Annotated in this window: 18 protein-coding genes and 2 pseudogenes; 7 read left to right on the top strand and 13 right to left on the bottom strand. The window is 68.3% G+C overall.

The genetic code is table 11. From position 1 onward, the window contains the following. A partial coding sequence (locus H7965_RS18250; protein ID WP_186772014.1) for a transposase occupies positions 1-256 on the bottom strand: 256 nt, incomplete at its 3' end. Positions 257-498: 242 nt separating this feature from the next. Here H7965_RS18250 and H7965_RS18245 point away from each other — a divergent pair. Further along, entirely contained in the window at positions 499-750 is a 252-nt protein-coding gene (locus H7965_RS18245) for a hypothetical protein (RefSeq protein ID WP_186772013.1), read from the top strand. Positions 751-822: 72 nt separating this feature from the next. Here the strand turns inward: H7965_RS18245 and uvrB are convergent, their stop codons facing one another. Further along, positions 823-3,030 carry an excinuclease ABC subunit UvrB gene (uvrB, locus tag H7965_RS18240; protein WP_186772012.1) on the bottom strand — a complete coding sequence of 736 codons (2,208 nt, stop codon included), beginning with the start codon at positions 3,028-3,030 and terminating at the stop codon, positions 823-825. Between the two features lie 116 nt (positions 3,031-3,146). Here uvrB and H7965_RS31775 point away from each other — a divergent pair. After that, positions 3,147-3,305 (top strand): annotated as a pseudogene (locus H7965_RS31775) (tripartite tricarboxylate transporter substrate-binding protein); the annotation flags it as partial. Positions 3,306-3,455: 150 nt separating this feature from the next. Here H7965_RS31775 and H7965_RS31060 read toward each other — a convergent pair. Continuing rightward, on the bottom strand, positions 3,456-3,806 hold the full coding sequence (locus tag H7965_RS31060; RefSeq protein WP_229682656.1) for a hypothetical protein: 351 nt from the start codon (positions 3,804-3,806) through the stop codon (positions 3,456-3,458). 89 nt (positions 3,807-3,895) lie between these two features. Here H7965_RS31060 and H7965_RS18230 point away from each other — a divergent pair, with 89 nt between their 5' ends. Further along, positions 3,896-5,113 carry a BaiN/RdsA family NAD(P)/FAD-dependent oxidoreductase gene (locus tag H7965_RS18230; protein ID WP_186772010.1) on the top strand — a complete coding sequence of 406 codons (1,218 nt, stop codon included), beginning with the start codon at positions 3,896-3,898 and terminating at the stop codon, positions 5,111-5,113. Between the two features lie 89 nt (positions 5,114-5,202). On the opposite strand, the gene H7965_RS18225 is transcribed toward H7965_RS18230, so the two are convergent. The 4 genes from H7965_RS18225 to H7965_RS18210 form a co-directional block, all read right to left on the bottom strand. Continuing rightward, on the bottom strand, positions 5,203-6,192 hold the full coding sequence (locus tag H7965_RS18225; RefSeq protein ID WP_186772009.1) for an esterase-like activity of phytase family protein: 990 nt from the start codon (positions 6,190-6,192) through the stop codon (positions 5,203-5,205). A gap of 116 nt (positions 6,193-6,308) precedes the next feature. Next, positions 6,309-8,180 (bottom strand): cobaltochelatase subunit CobT, encoded by a 1,872-nt coding sequence (gene cobT / locus H7965_RS18220; RefSeq protein WP_186772008.1) that lies wholly within the window; start codon positions 8,178-8,180, stop codon positions 6,309-6,311. Between the two features lie 101 nt (positions 8,181-8,281). Then, positions 8,282-9,289, bottom strand: a complete 1,008-nt coding sequence (cobS, locus tag H7965_RS18215) for a cobaltochelatase subunit CobS (RefSeq protein WP_186772007.1) — start codon at positions 9,287-9,289, stop codon at positions 8,282-8,284. A gap of 110 nt (positions 9,290-9,399) precedes the next feature. Continuing rightward, entirely contained in the window at positions 9,400-10,011 is a 612-nt protein-coding gene (locus H7965_RS18210) for a J domain-containing protein (RefSeq protein ID WP_186772006.1), read from the bottom strand. A 116-nt stretch (positions 10,012-10,127) separates the two neighbouring features. On the opposite strand from H7965_RS18210, the gene H7965_RS18205 reads away from it, so the two are divergent. The 4 genes from H7965_RS18205 to H7965_RS18190 all read left to right on the top strand — a co-directional run bounded on the left by H7965_RS18205 (position 10,128) and on the right by H7965_RS18190 (position 11,379). Beyond that, positions 10,128-10,409 (top strand): BolA family protein, encoded by a 282-nt coding sequence (locus tag H7965_RS18205; RefSeq protein WP_186772005.1) that lies wholly within the window; start codon positions 10,128-10,130, stop codon positions 10,407-10,409. 57 nt (positions 10,410-10,466) lie between these two features. After that, a complete protein-coding gene (locus H7965_RS18200; RefSeq protein ID WP_186772004.1) occupies positions 10,467-10,685 on the top strand; it encodes a DUF3126 family protein in 219 nt (72 codons plus the stop codon). Positions 10,686-10,768: 83 nt separating this feature from the next. Next, complete coding sequence (locus H7965_RS18195) at positions 10,769-10,987, top strand: hypothetical protein (protein WP_186772003.1); 219 nt, start codon at positions 10,769-10,771, stop codon at positions 10,985-10,987. After that, positions 10,987-11,379 (top strand): hypothetical protein, encoded by a 393-nt coding sequence (locus H7965_RS18190; protein WP_186772002.1) that lies wholly within the window; start codon positions 10,987-10,989, stop codon positions 11,377-11,379. The genes H7965_RS18195 and H7965_RS18190 overlap by 1 nt, the downstream gene beginning before the upstream one ends. Before the next feature lie 31 nt (positions 11,380-11,410). On the opposite strand, the gene H7965_RS18185 is transcribed toward H7965_RS18190, so the two are convergent. The 6 genes and pseudogenes from H7965_RS18185 to H7965_RS18165 form a co-directional block, all read right to left on the bottom strand. Next, complete coding sequence (locus tag H7965_RS18185) at positions 11,411-11,602, bottom strand: hypothetical protein (RefSeq protein WP_186772001.1); 192 nt, start codon at positions 11,600-11,602, stop codon at positions 11,411-11,413. Next, positions 11,590-11,880: pseudogene (locus tag H7965_RS32010) on the bottom strand (trehalase-like domain-containing protein); the annotation flags it as partial. The gene H7965_RS18185 and the pseudogene H7965_RS32010, both read right to left, overlap by 13 nt. Positions 11,881-11,946: 66 nt before the next feature. After that, positions 11,947-12,837, bottom strand: coding sequence for a glycoside hydrolase 5 family protein (locus H7965_RS18180; RefSeq protein ID WP_186772000.1), 891 nt, complete (start codon positions 12,835-12,837; stop codon positions 11,947-11,949). Then, the gene (locus H7965_RS18175) at positions 12,834-13,586 is read right to left on the bottom strand and encodes a TIGR04290 family methyltransferase (protein ID WP_229682650.1); all 753 of its coding nucleotides are present in this window, start codon (positions 13,584-13,586) and stop codon (positions 12,834-12,836) included. The genes H7965_RS18180 and H7965_RS18175 overlap by 4 nt, the downstream gene beginning before the upstream one ends. Positions 13,587-13,612: 26 nt before the next feature. Further along, positions 13,613-14,209, bottom strand: coding sequence for a histidine phosphatase family protein (locus tag H7965_RS18170; protein WP_186771999.1), 597 nt, complete (start codon positions 14,207-14,209; stop codon positions 13,613-13,615). Between the two features lie 10 nt (positions 14,210-14,219). After that, the gene (locus H7965_RS18165; protein ID WP_315898700.1) at positions 14,220-15,410 is read right to left on the bottom strand and encodes an inositol-3-phosphate synthase; all 1,191 of its coding nucleotides are present in this window, start codon (positions 15,408-15,410) and stop codon (positions 14,220-14,222) included. Positions 15,411-15,453 lie beyond the last annotated feature (43 nt).

The raw sequence follows: 15,453 nt of genomic DNA, 5'->3' as shown, positions 1-15,453 counted from the left end.
GATCCTTGATCAGGTACTCGCAGCGCTCGTCCGACAACCCGTGCATCGCCTGCAGCAGCAGGATCCTGAACATCAGCACGTGACCGAAGGCAGGCCGGCCGCCCCTTGTGCCGTCGGCGCGCGGCACTGCCTGCTCCAGTTCAGCGCGGAACATGGCGAAATCCACCAGTTCGGCAATTCGCTCGAGGTCATCGCCCTTGGCCGACAATTCCCGCAGCCGCTCCTCCACCTCAAAGAACCCTGGCTGCCGAACCATCGCCACCCCCGCGCCAATCCGTGTCAGTGAATCAGCCGAACGGCATCAGGGCGAGGGGGTTCTGGAGGTGTCCAACTGGGAGGTAGCGGCGGCGATGCGGGCGCTGACCAGTCTGCTAATGGAGGCACGCGATGCGCCTTCCGTGTGACGCTGCGTAACAGCGGGAAACAGTAGGTAAACCCGGGTAGAGCAGTGCTGCGGCCTGTGCGAAGCCTGACCAGTCCACAAACTGGAAGGCTTCGATGATATCTGGCATCCTCTCGCACATCCACGCGCATCGCTGGCTTTGGATCGCTGTGTTCTCGCTCATTGCCTTTGTCGCCTGGCTGATCCCCGTCGAGAAGAACACCGTCAGCCACTTTGGCGATGTCACAGCGATCTCGCTTATGGTGGTGGGCATATTGCTCATCCTGCAGAGCCAGGAGGGCTATATCTCCCCCACCGTGGCAGCGGCCATGGCGGAGGAGGAAGGTCTGGCGGAGAACCCAGCCTGAGCTGACAAGGCCAGCCTCAATCACGTTCATACTGCGGATTGCGTTCATCCCAGGGCGCAATCCGCTTCTTGATCAGCCCCTGCGGCGGCCCCGCTTCTTCTCCGGATCATAGCCGCCACCACCGGGCCCGAGCGGCTTCGGCTTCCAATCCTGCTTCGACCTGGCCGGGCCCTTCGTGCCGGCAGCGCGCGGCGTCGCCTCCTGCAGCGAGCGGCCAGCCAGATTCGGCTCCAGCCCGAGGTCCAGCGCCTCCATGCGCTTGATCTCGTCGCGCAGCCGCGCCGCCTCCTCGAATTCCAGATCGGCGGCGGCGGCGCGCATGCGCTTCTCCAGCTCGGCGATGCTGGCGCGCAGGTTCTTGCCGATGAACTGCGCGGTGGCGTCGCCCTCCACCGCCTCCACGGTCACGTAATCCTGTTCGTAGACGGATTGCATGACATCGGCGATCTGCCGCTTGATGGTCTGCGGCGTGATGCCGTGCTCGGCGTTCCAGGCCATCTGCTTGGTGCGGCGGCGCTCGGTCTCCTCCAGCGCCTTACGCAGGCTGTCGGTCATCCGGTCGGCATAGAGCACCACCCGGCCCTCGGCGTTGCGTGCGGCGCGGCCGATGGTCTGGATCAGGCTGGTGGCGCTGCGCAGGAAGCCTTCCTTGTCGGCGTCGAGGATGGCGACCAACGTGCATTCCGGGATGTCGAGCCCCTCGCGCAGCAGGTTGATGCCGACCAGCACGTCGAAGACGCCGCGGCGCAGGTCGCGGATGATCTCGATGCGTTCCAGCGTATCGACGTCGGAATGCAGGTAGCGGACCTTGATGCCGGTCTCGGTCATGTACTCGGTCAGGTCCTCGGCCATGCGCTTGGTCAGCGTGGTGACGAGGACGCGGCCGCCCTTCTTCACCTGGTCGCGGCATTCGGCCAGCAGGTCGTCCACCTGGCCTTCCACCGGGCGCACCTCGGTCACCGGGTCGATCAACCCGGTCGGGCGGATCACCTGCTCGGCGAAGCTGCCGCCGGTCCGCTCCAGCTCCCACGGCCCGGGTGTCGCGCTGACAAAGACGGTGTTCGGCCGATAGGCCTCCCATTCCTCGAACTTCAGCGGCCGGTTGTCCTTGCAGGAGGGCAGGCGGAAGCCAAATTCGTCGAGGATGCTCTTCCGCGCGAAGTCGCCCCGGTACATGCCGCCGAGCTGGCCGATGGTGACATGGCTTTCGTCCACCACCAGCAGCGCGTTCTCCGGCAGGTATTCGAAGAGCGTCGGCGGCGGCTCGCCCGGCGCGCGGCCGGTGAGATAGCGGGAGTAGTTCTCGATCCCCTTGCAGCTTCCCGTCGTCTCCAGCATCTCGATGTCGAACTGGGTGCGCTGCTGCAGCCGCTGGGCTTCCAGCAGCCGGCCCGCCGCCTCCAGCTCCGCCAGTCTTTCCTTCAGCTCCGCCTTGATCGAGACGATCGCCTGCTGGAGGGTCGGCCGCGGCGTGACGTAGTGGCTGTTGGCGTAGATGGAAACCTTTTCCATCTCGGCGGTGATCTCGCCAGTCAGCGGGTCGAATTCGCGGATCGCCTCGACCTCGTCGCCGAACAGGCTGACGCGCCAGGCGCGGTCCTCAAGGTGGGAGGGCCAGATGTCCACCGTCTCGCCGCGGATGCGGAAGGTGCCGCGGGCGAAGAAGCTGTCGTTGCGGCGGTACTGCTGCTCGACCAACCCCTTCACCAGCACGTCGCGGTCCAGCCGTCCGCCGCGTTCCAGCTTTACGACCATGCGGCTGTAGGTCTCGACCGAGCCGATGCCGTAGATGCAGGAGACGGAGGCGACGATCACCACATCGTTGCGTTCAAGCAGAGACTGTGTCGCGGAGTGCCGCATGCGGTCGATCTGCTCGTTGATCTGCGCGTCTTTTTCGATGTAGGTGTCGGTGCGCGGAACATAGGCTTCAGGCTGGTAGTAATCGTAGTAGCTGACAAAGTATTCCACCGCATTTTCCGGGAAGAAGCTCTTCATCTCCCCGTAGAGCTGCGCTGCCAGCGTCTTGTTGGGGGCCAGGATCAGCGTTGGCCGCTGCATCGCCTCGATCACCTTGGCCACGGTGAAGGTCTTGCCGCTGCCAGTTACGCCGAGCAGCACCTGGTCCCGCTCATTCGCCTGCAGCCCCGCCACCAGGTCGCGGATGGCGGCGGGCTGGTCGCCGTTCGGTTCGAAGGGCGAGACCACCTTCAGCACCCGTTCGGGCGGCGGGGCCGGGCGCTTCGGGGGGAAGAACAGGACGGGGGGGAGAATCTGGTTCATCGCGTTGCCTATCTTGGGCGTAGGACGCCCCAGGTAAACCGTCCGGCGCGAAAGCCCTGGCCGAGGCGGGGCCGCCATGCTGCCATGGCTGGCAGGGCCGGTGGGGGCAACACATCATGGCATGGCGGCGACGGCAGATCCTGGCCGGGGCAACGGCGCTGCCCGAGGTCCCGGCCCTGGCCGAGACGCTGCCGGTTTTCGAGATGGGCATCTGGGTCGGGCTCTTCGCCCCGGCCGGCACGCCGGCGCCCGTGGTGGCGCGGGTCAATGCGCTGACCCGCGAGGTACTGGCGCTGCCGGAGGTGCAGACGAGGCTCCTGAGCATCGGTGCCGATGCCGATGCCGGCCGAGGAATTCGCCACCTACCTCCGCAGCGAGATCGGCCGCTGGACCGGCGTGGTCCAGGCGGCCGGACTCATTCTGGATTAGCGCCTGCCGCGCAGCATGCTGCTGATGACCCAGGTCGCCGCCACCGCAATGCCGATCGCCACCAGCGGGCGGGAGCGGGTTGCATGGCGGAGCTGGTCGGCGACATCCAGCGCCATGTCACGGCCCTCACGCGCATAGCCGCCGGCTGAACGCGCCGCGTCCGAGGCAGCCGGGCCAAGCCGGCGCTCGACCAGATCTTCAAGCTCGCCCCACAGCCGCGAGAGCTCGCTGCGGGCATCCTCGCCCCGGCTATGGGCCGTTTTGCGGGCGCGGCGGCCGTAATCCTCGGCGGTATCGCGCACATCCTCGGCGCGCGAGCGGAGGCTGGAAAAATATCCGTCGGCCATGACTGATCTCCGTCCTTTCGGTCGCGCTCCATAACGGCCAGTGAGGCGGCGGGTTCACCACCGTCCGTCGAGGGGATAGAAGCCCCGGCATGCAGGAAAGTCAGGAGCGACCGGAGGTCGCGGTGATCGGTGCCGGCCCGGCGGGGCTGATGGCGGCCGAGGTGCTGGCGACGGGCGGTGCCGCGGTCACGGTCCATGACCGTATGCCAAGCCCCGGCCGCAAGCTGCTCATGGCTGGCCGCGGTGGGCTGAACCTGACCCATAGCGAGCCGCTGGAAGCGTTTCTCGACCGCTACGGCCCGGCCCGGGACCGGATGGCGCCGATGCTCCATGCCTTCCCGCCGGCGGCCCTGGTCGCCTGGGCGGAGGCGCTGAAGCAGGAGACCTTCATCGGCAGCAGCGGCCGGGTCTTCCCCCGCGCGCTGAAGGCTTCGCCGCTGCTGCGTGCCTGGCTTGGGCGGCTGGCGGGGCAGGGGGTGGCACTGCGGTTGCGGCATCACTGGGCAGGATGGGATGCGGCTGGCGCCCTCACCTTCGCTGCGCCAGAGGGGCCGGTGGCGTCGCGGCCGGCGGCGGTGGTGCTGGCGCTCGGCGGCGCGTCCTGGCCGCGGCTCGGCTCGGACGGGGGATGGGCCGGGCTGCTGCCGGGAATGGTGCCGCTGCGGCCTGCCAATTGCGGCTTCGCCATCACTTGGTCTCCGGTGTTCCGCAGCCGCTTCGCCGGCACGCCGCTGAAGCGCATTGCGCTCTCCTTCGGGGGAGTGACCCAGCGTGGCGAGGCAGTGGTGACCGAGGCCGGGATCGAGGGCGGCGCGGTCTACGCCCTCTCGGCCGCGCTGCGGGAGGCGATCGCCACGCAGGGACCGGTGACCGCAAGCATCGACCTGCGGCCGGATGTGCCGGCGGCCACGCTGGCGCGCCGGCTGGACGGGCCGCGCGGCGGGCAGTCCCTTGCCAACCATCTGCGCCGCGCCGGCCTGCCGCCGGTGGCGATCGGCCTGGTGCAGGAGGCGCTGCACGCCGGCGCCGCCGCGCCGCTCTCGGCGCTGGTCAAGGCGCTGCCGCTACGGCTGACCGCCCCGGCGCCGCTCGCCCGTGCCATCTCCACCGCCGGCGGGCTCGGCTGGGATGCGGTGGATGGGCGGCTCATGTTGCGGGACCGGCCTGGAGTCTTCGCCTGCGGCGAGATGCTGGATTGGGAGGCGCCGACCGGCGGCTACCTGCTGCAAGGCTGCTTCGCCACTGGCATGGCAGCCGGACGCGGGGCGCTGGATTGGCTGGGCCTGTCCGCCGCTGAACGGAGCTGATCAAGGTCGGGCGCCGCTTGATGACCTTCCGTGGCCCTGCCGTGGAGCAAGCGCCGAAGCGCCGGTCGGGAGGGATCATCGGAGAGAGTTCAATGGTCCGCCAATACAAACAGCAGCAGCAGCCCGCGCTGCAGCGGGTTCTGGTTGTCGTCCGAGACCAGCATGACCAGGGTCTGGTCGCCGACCCGGGCGGCGCTGACCCCTTCGAAATTATCCGCCGGCAGGGGGCTGCCGAGGCGTAGCAGCTCCTCCCCTACCAGCACTGCGCCCTGCACCGGGTCGCGCAGCTGCGTCGCCGGGATGCGCACCAGCCTGCTGCCGAAGCCAGCGAACAGGGAGAAGCTGCGCTCCAGCACCAGTGCCCCGCCATCCGGCAGCGGTGCCGCATCGGCCGGGCTGAAGCCCTCGGCCGGCTGGTATCGCAGCGGCCGCCAATGATCCGGCCCGCCGAGCCAGGCGGGGCGCGTCTCCTGTGGCTGGGCGGCGGCGCTGCTCTCGGCAATCGCCAGCCATTGGCCATCCGCCAGCACCGCGAGGGATTCCAGCCCGCCATTCGCCGGCGCCAATTCCAGCCCCGGCGGCATCTGCACATAGGTGCCGGGGGCGTCGAGATTGCGATAGGCGCGGATGCGGTGCCAGCGTTCGAAGCCGACCAGCCAACTCCCGTCCGGCAGCCGCGCCATGCTCTCCGAATCGCCGGTATGGCCGCGCGGCAGCGGCCGGCCGGCACCGTCGCGCAGCACGCCGGTACGCAACTCCGTCAGCGCCATCGGCCGGCCATCCCGCAGCACCAGCCGCGCTGTCATCCAGCGGGCGAGATCGCTGACCGCGGTGATGCGCAGCGCCGAATCCAGGTGAAGTGCCGACAACCCGCCGAAGCCGATGGCGGTGGAGTCCAGCACCAGCCCGCCCAGCGGCTCCAGCCGGCTGCCGGGCGGCAGCGGAGCCAAGGCCAGCGGCCGGGCCGCAACGGGTGGGGCGCCACTCGCACCGGCGCAGGCGGCCGTGCCGAGCAGCCCAGCGCCGGCGCATAGAAAAGACCGGCGGCGCAGGGCGCGGCCGGTCCGATGGAGCGACATGACGAACCGGGCCTAGAGCAAACAACACTGGGGTGGAAACACCCCGGCGGCGCAATCTGCTCGCGAAGACGGCTCGGCAGGGCCGGTTGCAGGCGCCACGGCGCGTGGACGCCGCGCTACGCGACCAGGGCGGAACGCTCGGTCGCGGCCCGCTGCCAGGCCTCCGCCGCATCCTCGTCGAACAGCTCCGCCAGCTTCTTCATCATGGTGCCGCCAAGCTCCTCGGCGTCCACGATGGTCACGGCGCGCCGATAGTAGCGCGTAACATCATGACCGATGCCGATGGCAATCAGTTCCACGTCACCGCGACCCTCGATTTCGGCGATCACCTTGCGCAGGTGACGTTCCAGATAATTGCCGGGATTGACCGAGAGCGTGCTGTCGTCGACCGGCGCGCCATCCGAGATCACCATCAGGATGCGGCGGTGCTCCGGCCGGCTGCGCAGGCGCTTATAGGCCCACTCCAGCGCCTCGCCATCGATGTTCTCCTTCAGCAGCCCCTCGCGGAGCATCAGGCCGAGGTTCTTGCGGGCGCGGCGCCAGGGGGCGTCGGCCGCCTTGTAGACCACGTGCCGCAGGTCGTTCAGCCGGCCAGGGTTGCGCGGCTTGCCGTCGTGCACCCACTTCTCGCGCGCCTGCCCGCCCTTCCAGGCGCGGGTGGTGAAGCCGAGGATCTCGGTCTTCACCGCGCAGCGCTCCAGGGTGCGGGCCAGGATGTCGCTGCACATGGCGGCCACGGTGATCGGCCGGCCGCGCATCGAGCCGGAATTGTCGATCAGCAGGGAGACGACGGTATCGCGGAAATCCGCCTCCCGCTCCCGCTTGTAGGACAGCGAGAGCATTGGGTTGGCGACGATGCGGGCGAGCCGCGCCGCATCCAGCTGGCCTTCCTCCAAGTCGAATTCCCAGGCCCGCTGCTGCTGCGCCAGCAGCCGGCGCTGCAACCGGTTGGCCAGCTTCGAGACCACGCCCTGCAAATGGGAGAGCTGCTGGTCGAGCTGCTGGCGCAGCCGGCCGAGCTCATCCGCATCGCAGAGGTCGTCGGCCTCGACGATCTCGTCGAATTGGGTCGTGAAAGGGTGGTAGCGGCTGGCGTCGTCGGTCTGCACCACCTCGCGCCGCTGCTGCGGGCCGCCGGGCTTGTCGTCGCCCTCGGCGGCGGCGCCTTCCTCCTCCGATTCCTGGGCTTCCTCCTCGGCGGCCTCGCCCTGCATCGTCTCCGGCTGGGCGCCGAGCATGCTCTCCTGGTCCTGCGACTGGGCCTCGCCCTCGCCGGACTGGTCCTGCTGGGAGGATTGCTCGCCGTTGTCCTCGCCGTCCTCCTGCTCCTCCGACTCGCTTTCAACCTCGGCCTCGGCCAGATCGAGGGCGGCGAGCAGCTTGCGGGAGGCGCGGGCGAAGGCGTCCTGATCGTCGGTCGCATTGGCCATCTCGGCCAGCGCCTGCTCGGCCCCATCGCCCAGCGTGTCGCGCCACAGGTCGAGCACTCGCCGGGCGACTTCCGGCGCAGGCTCGCCGGAGATGCGTTCGCGGGCCAGCAGGGACAGCGCCGCGGGCAGCGGCAGCTGGTCCTTCCGGGTCATCCGGTCATAGCCCTCGGTCTCGCACTGGTCGGCGAGCCGGGCGCGGAGATTGGCGGCGACGCCGGCCATGTGCTTGCTGCCGACCGCCTCGACTCGCACATCCTCCAGCGCGTCATAGACGTCCTTGGCCTCGCGCCGGGACGGCAGGCGGGCGGCGTGGACGGCTTCCGAATGGTGGCGAAGGCGGAGCGCCGCGGCATCGGCGGCGCCACGCAGCCGGGCCATCTCGGCCGGCGGCAATGCCCGGGTCGGCAGCGGCAGCCGCACCCGCTTGCCGGCGACGCCGCCGGGGCCGGGCTGGAAGGCCACCTGCACCTCCGAATTCGCATGCGCGATGGCGCGCAGCGTGCCGGCGGTGGCGCGCTTGAACTCTTCCTGACGGGTCAGGTCCTGCTTGCCGCTCATTGGTGTGGCCTCCGCTCCGCTCCGGCCGGCTTCAGACTACGCTCCTCGGCGCTTCGCGCCTGCGTCATCGGGACGGCCGCAGGCACGAGGCGGAGGGGGCGTCAGCCGGCCTTCTTCAGGGAACTGCCGCCGGGCAGGTCCTCGTTGAAGCAGCGCTGGTAGTATTCCGCCACCGTGCTGCGCTCCGCCTCGTCGCATTTGTTGAGGAAGGTGAGGCGGAAGGCGAAGCCGACATCGCCGAAGATCTTGGCGTTCTCGGCCCAGGTGATGACGGTGCGCGGCGACATGACGGTGCTGATGTCGCCGGCGATGAAGCCGGCGCGGGTCAGGTCGGCCAGCGCCACCATCGCCTCAACCTGCTTCTTCATCTTGGCATCGCCCTCGACCCCAAGCTTGGCCAGCACGATGCCGGTCTCCTGCGCATGCGGCAGGTAGTTCAGCGTGGCGACGATGTTCCAGCGGTCCATCTGACCTTGGTTGATCTGCTGGGTGCCGTGATAGAGGCCGGTGGTGTCGCCCAGGCCCACCGTGTTGGCGGTGGAGAACAGGCGGAAATAGGGGTGCGGCCGGATCACCCGGTTCTGGTCGAGCAGGGTCAGCTTGCCCTCGACCTCCAGCACCCGCTGGATCACGAACATCACGTCCGGGCGGCCGGCGTCGTACTCGTCGAACACCAGCGCGCAGGGGTGCTGCAGCGCCCAGGGCAGGATGCCTTCGCGGAACTCGGTCACCTGCTTGCCGTCCTTCAGGACGATCGCATCCTTGCCGATCAGGTCAATGCGGCTGATGTGGCTGTCGAGGTTGACCCGGATGCAGGGCCAGTTGAGCCGCGCCGCCACCTGCTCGATATGGGTCGACTTGCCGGTCCCGTGATAGCCCTGGACCATCACCCGGCGGTTGCGGGCGAAGCCGGCAAGGATCGCCAGCGTGGTCTCGCGGTCGAAGCGATAGGCGGTGTCCACCTCCGGCACGTGCTCCGTGCGGGTGGAGAAGGCCGGGATCTCGAGATCGATGTCGATCCCGAAGACCTCCCGCGCATTCACCGTGATGTCGGGGGTATCGATCGCCGAGGTGGGACGGATTTCGGCGAGTGTGGCGACCTTGGTCATCGGCATCCGCTCAATTTCTCTTGGGGGACTCTACGGCAGGCTTCGGCAGGAGGCTACCCGGCCATGGGAGATTTCCCAAATCGGCCGGAAAACCAAAGCAGGGGCGCCGCTCAGGGCGCTGCCGCCTCGGCGGGTTGCGTCACGCCGCGGCCGGTGCCGAGCCGTTGGCGGAGCAGGCTGTAGGCCCGGTTGACGTCCTTCAACCGGTCCTCGGCGCTGCGGTCGCCGCCATTGGCGTCGGGGTGATAGCGCTTGGCCAACTCCTTATAGCGGGCCCGCAGCGCCGGCTGCTCCACCGGCCATTCGAGGCCGAGAACGTCAAGCGCGGCGCGCAGTTCGGCCGGCACCTCCGGCTGCTTCGGCTCAGCCCGCCGGTTGGCGTGCAGTGGCGTGCCGTAGAGCAGCCCGAGCGGGTCGCGCAGATACTCCGGGTCGAATCGCCGATTGCCGCCGAGCCGACCGAGCGGCCAGGTCGGCCGCTGCCAGGCGGTGTCGTGGCGGAGATTGGCCTCGATCTCGTTCGGGCCCATGCCTTTGTAGTAGTCCCAGGCGGAATTATATTCCCGGACGTGGGGCAGGCAGAACCAGAGGTAGTCGTTCAGGGTGCTGCGCGACTTCGGGGCGCGGAACTCGCCAGCGGCGGTGCAGCCTGGCGCATCGCAGGGTCGCAGCGGGTGGTCCGGGTCGGCCGGCTCGGGGCGTTTGCCGCGTCGGGGGGGCATCCTCCAGTTATGGGCGTGCCACCGCGGGCACGCAAGCCAAGGACGAGGTCTCGGAACGTCTTCGGTACCCTGGGCGGCGCCCTTGCGCGGCATGCCGAAAGCCCTGAAAACGTGGCATGCCAACCCGCGCCGAACGCATCCGGACCGCTCTCGAAGCCGCCTTCCCGCCTGCCCGCATCATCGTGCAGGACGACAGCTACCGCCATGCTGGCCATGCCGGCGCCCGGCCGGAAGGGGAGACCCACTACAGCGTGCAGGTGGTCAGCCCGGCTTTTGCCGGTCAGTCCCGCCTGACCCGCTCCCGCGCCGTGCATGCGGTGCTGGCGGCGGAGTTCGGCGGTGGGCTGCACGCGCTCTCGCTGCGCCTGCTTACGCCCGAGGAGGCGGGGGAGGGGTAGCGGCGGCCTCGCCCCGGCTGTAAGGGACCGGCGTTTCCAAGACCGGGACCCCCGACCATGACCCCTGCCGAACTCGCCGCGGTCCAGGCACATCTCCGCCGCCTGCTGGGCAATGAACGGATCAAGCTTTCCACCCCGCAGCGCCGGAATGCCTCGGTTGAGATGTTCGTCGGCAGCGAGTTCGTGGGCACCGTCCATCGCGACGTGGAGGATGGCGAGGTCTCCTACGCCATCCAGATCGTGGTGCTCGGCGAGGATCTGTCGCAGCTCAACTGAGCGCCCGCCGACTGCGCCTCCGCACCGCAACCCGGGGGCGCCGTGGCGGTTGAACCTGCCATCCAGCAGGGAAGACCGTCGCCATGCCGAACGACCCGAAACGCCCTGACGATGCGCATGAGGCTGCCCGCGACCTTGGCGAGCAGGCCTTGGACGACCTTGCCCACGGGCGGGAAAGGGCAGCCGACCGCCATATCCGCCAGGCAAAGCGTCTTGACCCCGGTGCGCTAAAGGAGATCGTTGAGGATCTTGAGGAGGACGCAGGGTCCAACCCTGATGCGGTCAAGGACCGTCCTGGCTGATGGCCCAGCCAGAGGAAAGTGCCGAACCTCAGCAGCTTCGGCTGGACGCCGTCCAGTGCCCGCATTGCGACCAGGTAACGATGCCGAACCTGCTGGCCGACCGCAGCGCAGTGTGTTCCTGCCCGGCAGAGCGGGCGCTGCCGCTCGACCTGCTGCGCGGCACGCCCTGGGACGGGATGCCGACCACCGCCCCGGCGCCGGTCGATGACGGCAGCTTCATCCCCGGCGCCCTACCGGAAACCCGCAAACCGACCGGCGAGGAACGCCACCGCCCGGCAACGGGCCGGGAGGCGGCACCGCCCCAACTGCCGGAGGACCACGGCCAGTTCGGCCGCGACGTGGCGACCGAGGCCTTCGCGCCGCTGGCCAGCCCGCCGGGTCGGAAGGACTGAAGCCGGCCGAGGAAGCGGGTGACAGCTTTCGTCAGCGGCGGCGTTCAGTCTGCGAGGCGATGTTGCGGTGCAGTAAGTTGCAGCCTGGATCGGAGCCCTGGGTCCAGGCCAGGTTCAGGCGCTTTGACAGGCGCCAGGCGTGGTGATCCTCGATCTGCACGGGGCGCCTCACCGCCACGCCGGCGAAGCCGTCCGGGGTGACAAAGGAGGTCAGGCCGGCCACCCACAACTGGTCCGGCCGATCCGGCGCGACATCCTGCGCCAGCTTGGGAAGGATCGGGCCATCATGGTCACGATTGGCGTGTCGTCCCGGTAACGACGCGGCACCGCCCGGATCTCGGCAGCAGGGGCGATTCGCCAGTAGCCGTTCTCGGGTCCACTTGGGAGTGCGGCGAAGCACGCGCCACCGTCGAAGCGCGGTGCGCAGAACCAGCCGACCGAGCCATTCCCGCCGACCAGCGTGGCGGTAAAGGTACCGCTCAGCAACGCGTCATCCTCGACGCGGAGGGCCTCCGCCGGTGCAGGCCTACCGGGTAGCGGCGCCGCAGCCTTTGCCTCGCCTCACCTTCAGCCGAGCGCGTAGCGGCGCACCATGGCAGCACAGAATTCGGCGAATTCTTCCTTCACCAGCGGCGGGCTGGTGTGGTGGGGCGCGATGCCACGATGCTCCGGGGTGAAGCAGAAGGTCACAGTCACGTCGAAGTCACACAACGCCTCCATCTGCCGATCGAACCAAGCCAGGGCATTGGGGCGGAAGCTGTCAGCCCATGACAGGCCGGTGCGGAGGTAGCGCACGCCCAGCCGCTTCATCCAGGCTACCGCCTCGTCAAGCCTGTGGTCCTCGTAATGGAACCATTGGCAGAGCCCGATCGCCGGCGTGTGCCGGGCGAATTCCTCAAGCGACGGCTTCGGCGTCCCGTCCTCCCGCAGCAGCCCCATGTAGAAATGGCGGTAGTAGGAAGAGCCCTCGGCTTCCCGGTGCCGGGTCGTTGCCTCCCAGGCACGGGGCAGGTCATAGAGGCTGTACCATTGGATGCGCGGCACCTGGCCTACCAGCAACTCGGCGGTGCGCTGCAGTCCCCAATGCTGCACTTCCTCTGCCCCGAAGGAGGAAACGCCAACCTCCGAGACCCAGACTGGCAGCCCGGTCACGGCCCGGATCTCCGCAATCTTGGCCGGCCACTCATGAATCTGCCAAAGATTCCAATCGAGCGGAAAGCCATGGACGGCGATGACATCCACATGGTCCAGCACGCCGCGCTCACCCATCTTGCGGATGAAGGCCGGATCGATCGGGGAGATGCCGCCGAGCACGCGCGGCAGCGTAGGATGCACCGCACGGATCGCCTGGCCGGCGCAGATCGCCATGTCTCCGAACAGCTGCCAATCCGGATCGAGCTCAGGGTCCCAGTGCGACTTGTTGTTCGGTTCGTTCCAGAGCATCACCGCTTCGATCATGCGCTCGGCCCCCGCATCGGATAGACGGCGCCGGCCCCTTCGGGGGCTGCGACGCGCCGGCAGATATACACTTCCTCCTCAGGATGGGCGCTGATCTCGAAGCCGGCACTACGCAGCATGGCCTCAGCGCAGGCCCGGTTCGGCACCCACCAGTTGGTCTGGTCATGGGCATAGCGTTGTTCGATGAAATGCAGCTTGGGCCAGCCGGGACGGTCGAAGGGCTTGGTTTCCTCGAAATCGTAATCCTCTCGCACCGGCTCGAGTTCGGCGGCGCCGCGCTGCATGGACTGGAAGATCAGCAGATCCCGCGCGGCATGTTCGTGGATGAGGTCAAGTGCCAGCATTGGGTGCCGCAAATGATAGAGCACCCCCATGAACAGAACGATATCGAACCGTTCTCCCAGTGCGGCAATATCATAGACGGAAAGGCGGCGAAACTCGATTGCCTGGCCGGTCACATCCGCCGCGAACCGCGCCTGCGCCAGGTAGGCCTCGTCGGAATCGATGCCGAGCACCCGGGCGGCGCCGCGGCGCTTCATCTCGATCGAGTAAAAGCCTCCATTGCAGCCGATGTCGAGCACGCTGCGCCCGCTCAGATCCGCCGGAATCGCCTGGGCGAAGCGACGCCATTTGACCGCCGGATAGTCACCGAGAAAATGCTCCGGCGCGGTCCAGACCCCGTTCAGATCGAGGTTGTGGAACCAGGGGCCGAGTGCGGCTGCGCGGCGCCGGATCTCCTCCGATGACAACCGGGATGCTGATTCGGAACACAGTGTCATGCAACGGCCTCGTTCATCCGCAACAGGCTGGCGCCGCCGCGCCAAAGCATGATGGTGGTCAGGGAAGCGGGGCCGATCTCGAACCGTCCGTAATGGTCGAGCGGAAGACCGAGGACCGCGGCGACCATGGCCTTGATGACATCGCCATGGCTCACGGCGGCGATGGCGCCGTCCGGGTGGCGGTCGCTTGCGCTCTCGGCCCAGCGCATGGTGCGCGCCTGCACTTCACCCATTGATTCGCCGCCTGGCGGTCGCGCCGTGCCGCGCTCGGTATTCCAGCGCCGCCAATCCGGGTCATCCCGAAGCGAGTCGAAGCGGCGGCCGTTCCAGGCGCCGAAGTCGATTTCGGTCAGCGCATCCTCGATCACCGGATCGAGCCTGGCGTTGGCGGCCACAATGGCCGCCGTCTCCTGCGCACGCTCCAGCGGGCTGCTGTAGATCGCGGCAAGCCTGGCCTGCCCCAGCCGCCATGCGAGCTGTGCCGCCTGGTGCCGGCCCGCCTCACCCAGATGCACCCCGGCCGTCCGGCCGCACAGCACCTGGTCCACCAGGCCGTGCACGGCATGCCGTACCAGGAAGAGCGTCGTCGCCACGCGCCGCGCCTCATGCCTCGCCGGCAATGAAGCGAAGGGTTCGCTCCCGCGCCTCGGCATCGGTGAACTGCCGTGGCGGCGATTTCATGAAATAGCTGGAAGGTCCCTCCAGCGTGCCGCTGATCCGGCGATCCAATGCCAGCTTGGCACATCGCACGGCGTCGATCACGATTCCTGCCGAGTTTGGCGAATCCCAGACCTCCATCTTCAGCTCGACATTCAGTGGCACGCCGCCGAAGGCGGTGCCTTCCAGGCGGATGTAGGCGAATTTCCGGTCATCCAGCCACGGCACGAAGTCGCTGGGCCCGACATGCACGTCACGCGCCGTCGGCGCGACATCAAGCTGGCTGGTCACGGCCCTCGTCTTCGACAGCTTCTTGCTCTCCAGCCGTTCACGCTCCAGCATATTGAGGAAATCCGTGTTGCCGCCGAAATTGAGCTGGTAGGTGCGGTCGAGCCTCACGCCACGCTCGCGGAACAGGTTTGCCAGCATGCGGTGCACGATGGTGGCGCCGACCTGACTTTTGATGTCGTCACCGACCAGCGGCAGGCCTCGCTCTGTGAAGCGCCTCTGCCAGCCAGGGTCGGAGGCGATGAACACCGGAATGCAATTGACGAAGGCGCAACCGGCCGCCAGCGCCTGCTCGGCGTACCATTCGGTTGCACGCTGGGACCCGACCGGGAGGTAGGACACCAGCACATCCGTACGGCTCCGGCGCAGCGTTCCGGCGACATCGGCCAAGGGCCGGTCGGATTCCTCGATCTCGCCGCTCAGATACTGACCGATCCCGTCGAGTGTCGCACCGCGCTCGACGACAACCCCGGTAGGGGCCACGGCGGCGAAGCGCTGCGTGTTGTTCGGCGGTGCCAGGATCGCCTCCGAAACGTCCCTGCCTACCTTCGTGGCGGCGACGTCGAAGGCTGCGCTGACCTCGATGTCGGCGACGTGGTAGCCGCCGATCTCGGCATGCATCAATCCCGGTACCGGCTCGCCGGCATGGGCATCCCGGTAGAAGGTGAGGCCCTGCACGAAGGACGACGCGCAATTACCGATGCCGATCAATCCCACGCGCAGCGATCTGGAACTCAAGGGCATGCCTCCATCCGGCTGCCGCAGGCGCATGCGGATTGTCTCGCGCCGGGCGGTGCCTCCTAGAATCGCACCGGCCCCGCCTGCGTTCCGCTCGATGCGCACGCTCATCGACGGGACACCGGAACGTGACGAGGCCGAAGGTCGTCCACAA

It is taken from the genome of Siccirubricoccus deserti, from assembly GCF_014283215.1.
GTDB lineage: Bacteria > Pseudomonadota > Alphaproteobacteria > Acetobacterales > Acetobacteraceae > Siccirubricoccus > Siccirubricoccus deserti.
The sequence above is the reverse complement of the archived record's forward strand: the minus strand, read 5'-3'. Positions and strand labels throughout refer to the sequence as shown.

Coding starts and splice junctions, on each gene's coding strand:
- H7965_RS18165 (WP_315898700.1), bottom strand. CDS start 15,410: ATGAGCGTGCGCATCGAGCGGAACGCAGGCGGGGCCGGTGCGATTCTA.
- H7965_RS18230 (WP_186772010.1), top strand. CDS start 3,896: ATGCAGGAAAGTCAGGAGCGACCGGAGGTCGCGGTGATCGGTGCCGGC.
- H7965_RS18245 (WP_186772013.1), top strand. CDS start 499: ATGATATCTGGCATCCTCTCGCACATCCACGCGCATCGCTGGCTTTGG.
- H7965_RS18210 (WP_186772006.1), bottom strand. CDS start 10,011: ATGCCCCCCCGACGCGGCAAACGCCCCGAGCCGGCCGACCCGGACCAC.
- H7965_RS18195 (WP_186772003.1), top strand. CDS start 10,769: ATGCCGAACGACCCGAAACGCCCTGACGATGCGCATGAGGCTGCCCGC.
- H7965_RS18205 (WP_186772005.1), top strand. CDS start 10,128: ATGCCAACCCGCGCCGAACGCATCCGGACCGCTCTCGAAGCCGCCTTC.
- H7965_RS18225 (WP_186772009.1), bottom strand. CDS start 6,192: ATGTCGCTCCATCGGACCGGCCGCGCCCTGCGCCGCCGGTCTTTTCTA.
- H7965_RS31060 (WP_229682656.1), bottom strand. CDS start 3,806: ATGGCCGACGGATATTTTTCCAGCCTCCGCTCGCGCGCCGAGGATGTG.
- H7965_RS18190 (WP_186772002.1), top strand. CDS start 10,987: ATGGCCCAGCCAGAGGAAAGTGCCGAACCTCAGCAGCTTCGGCTGGAC.
- uvrB (WP_186772012.1), bottom strand. CDS start 3,030: ATGAACCAGATTCTCCCCCCCGTCCTGTTCTTCCCCCCGAAGCGCCCG.
- H7965_RS18200 (WP_186772004.1), top strand. CDS start 10,467: ATGACCCCTGCCGAACTCGCCGCGGTCCAGGCACATCTCCGCCGCCTG.
- cobT (WP_186772008.1), bottom strand. CDS start 8,180: ATGAGCGGCAAGCAGGACCTGACCCGTCAGGAAGAGTTCAAGCGCGCC.
- H7965_RS18180 (WP_186772000.1), bottom strand. CDS start 12,837: ATGATCGAAGCGGTGATGCTCTGGAACGAACCGAACAACAAGTCGCAC.
- cobS (WP_186772007.1), bottom strand. CDS start 9,289: ATGACCAAGGTCGCCACACTCGCCGAAATCCGTCCCACCTCGGCGATC.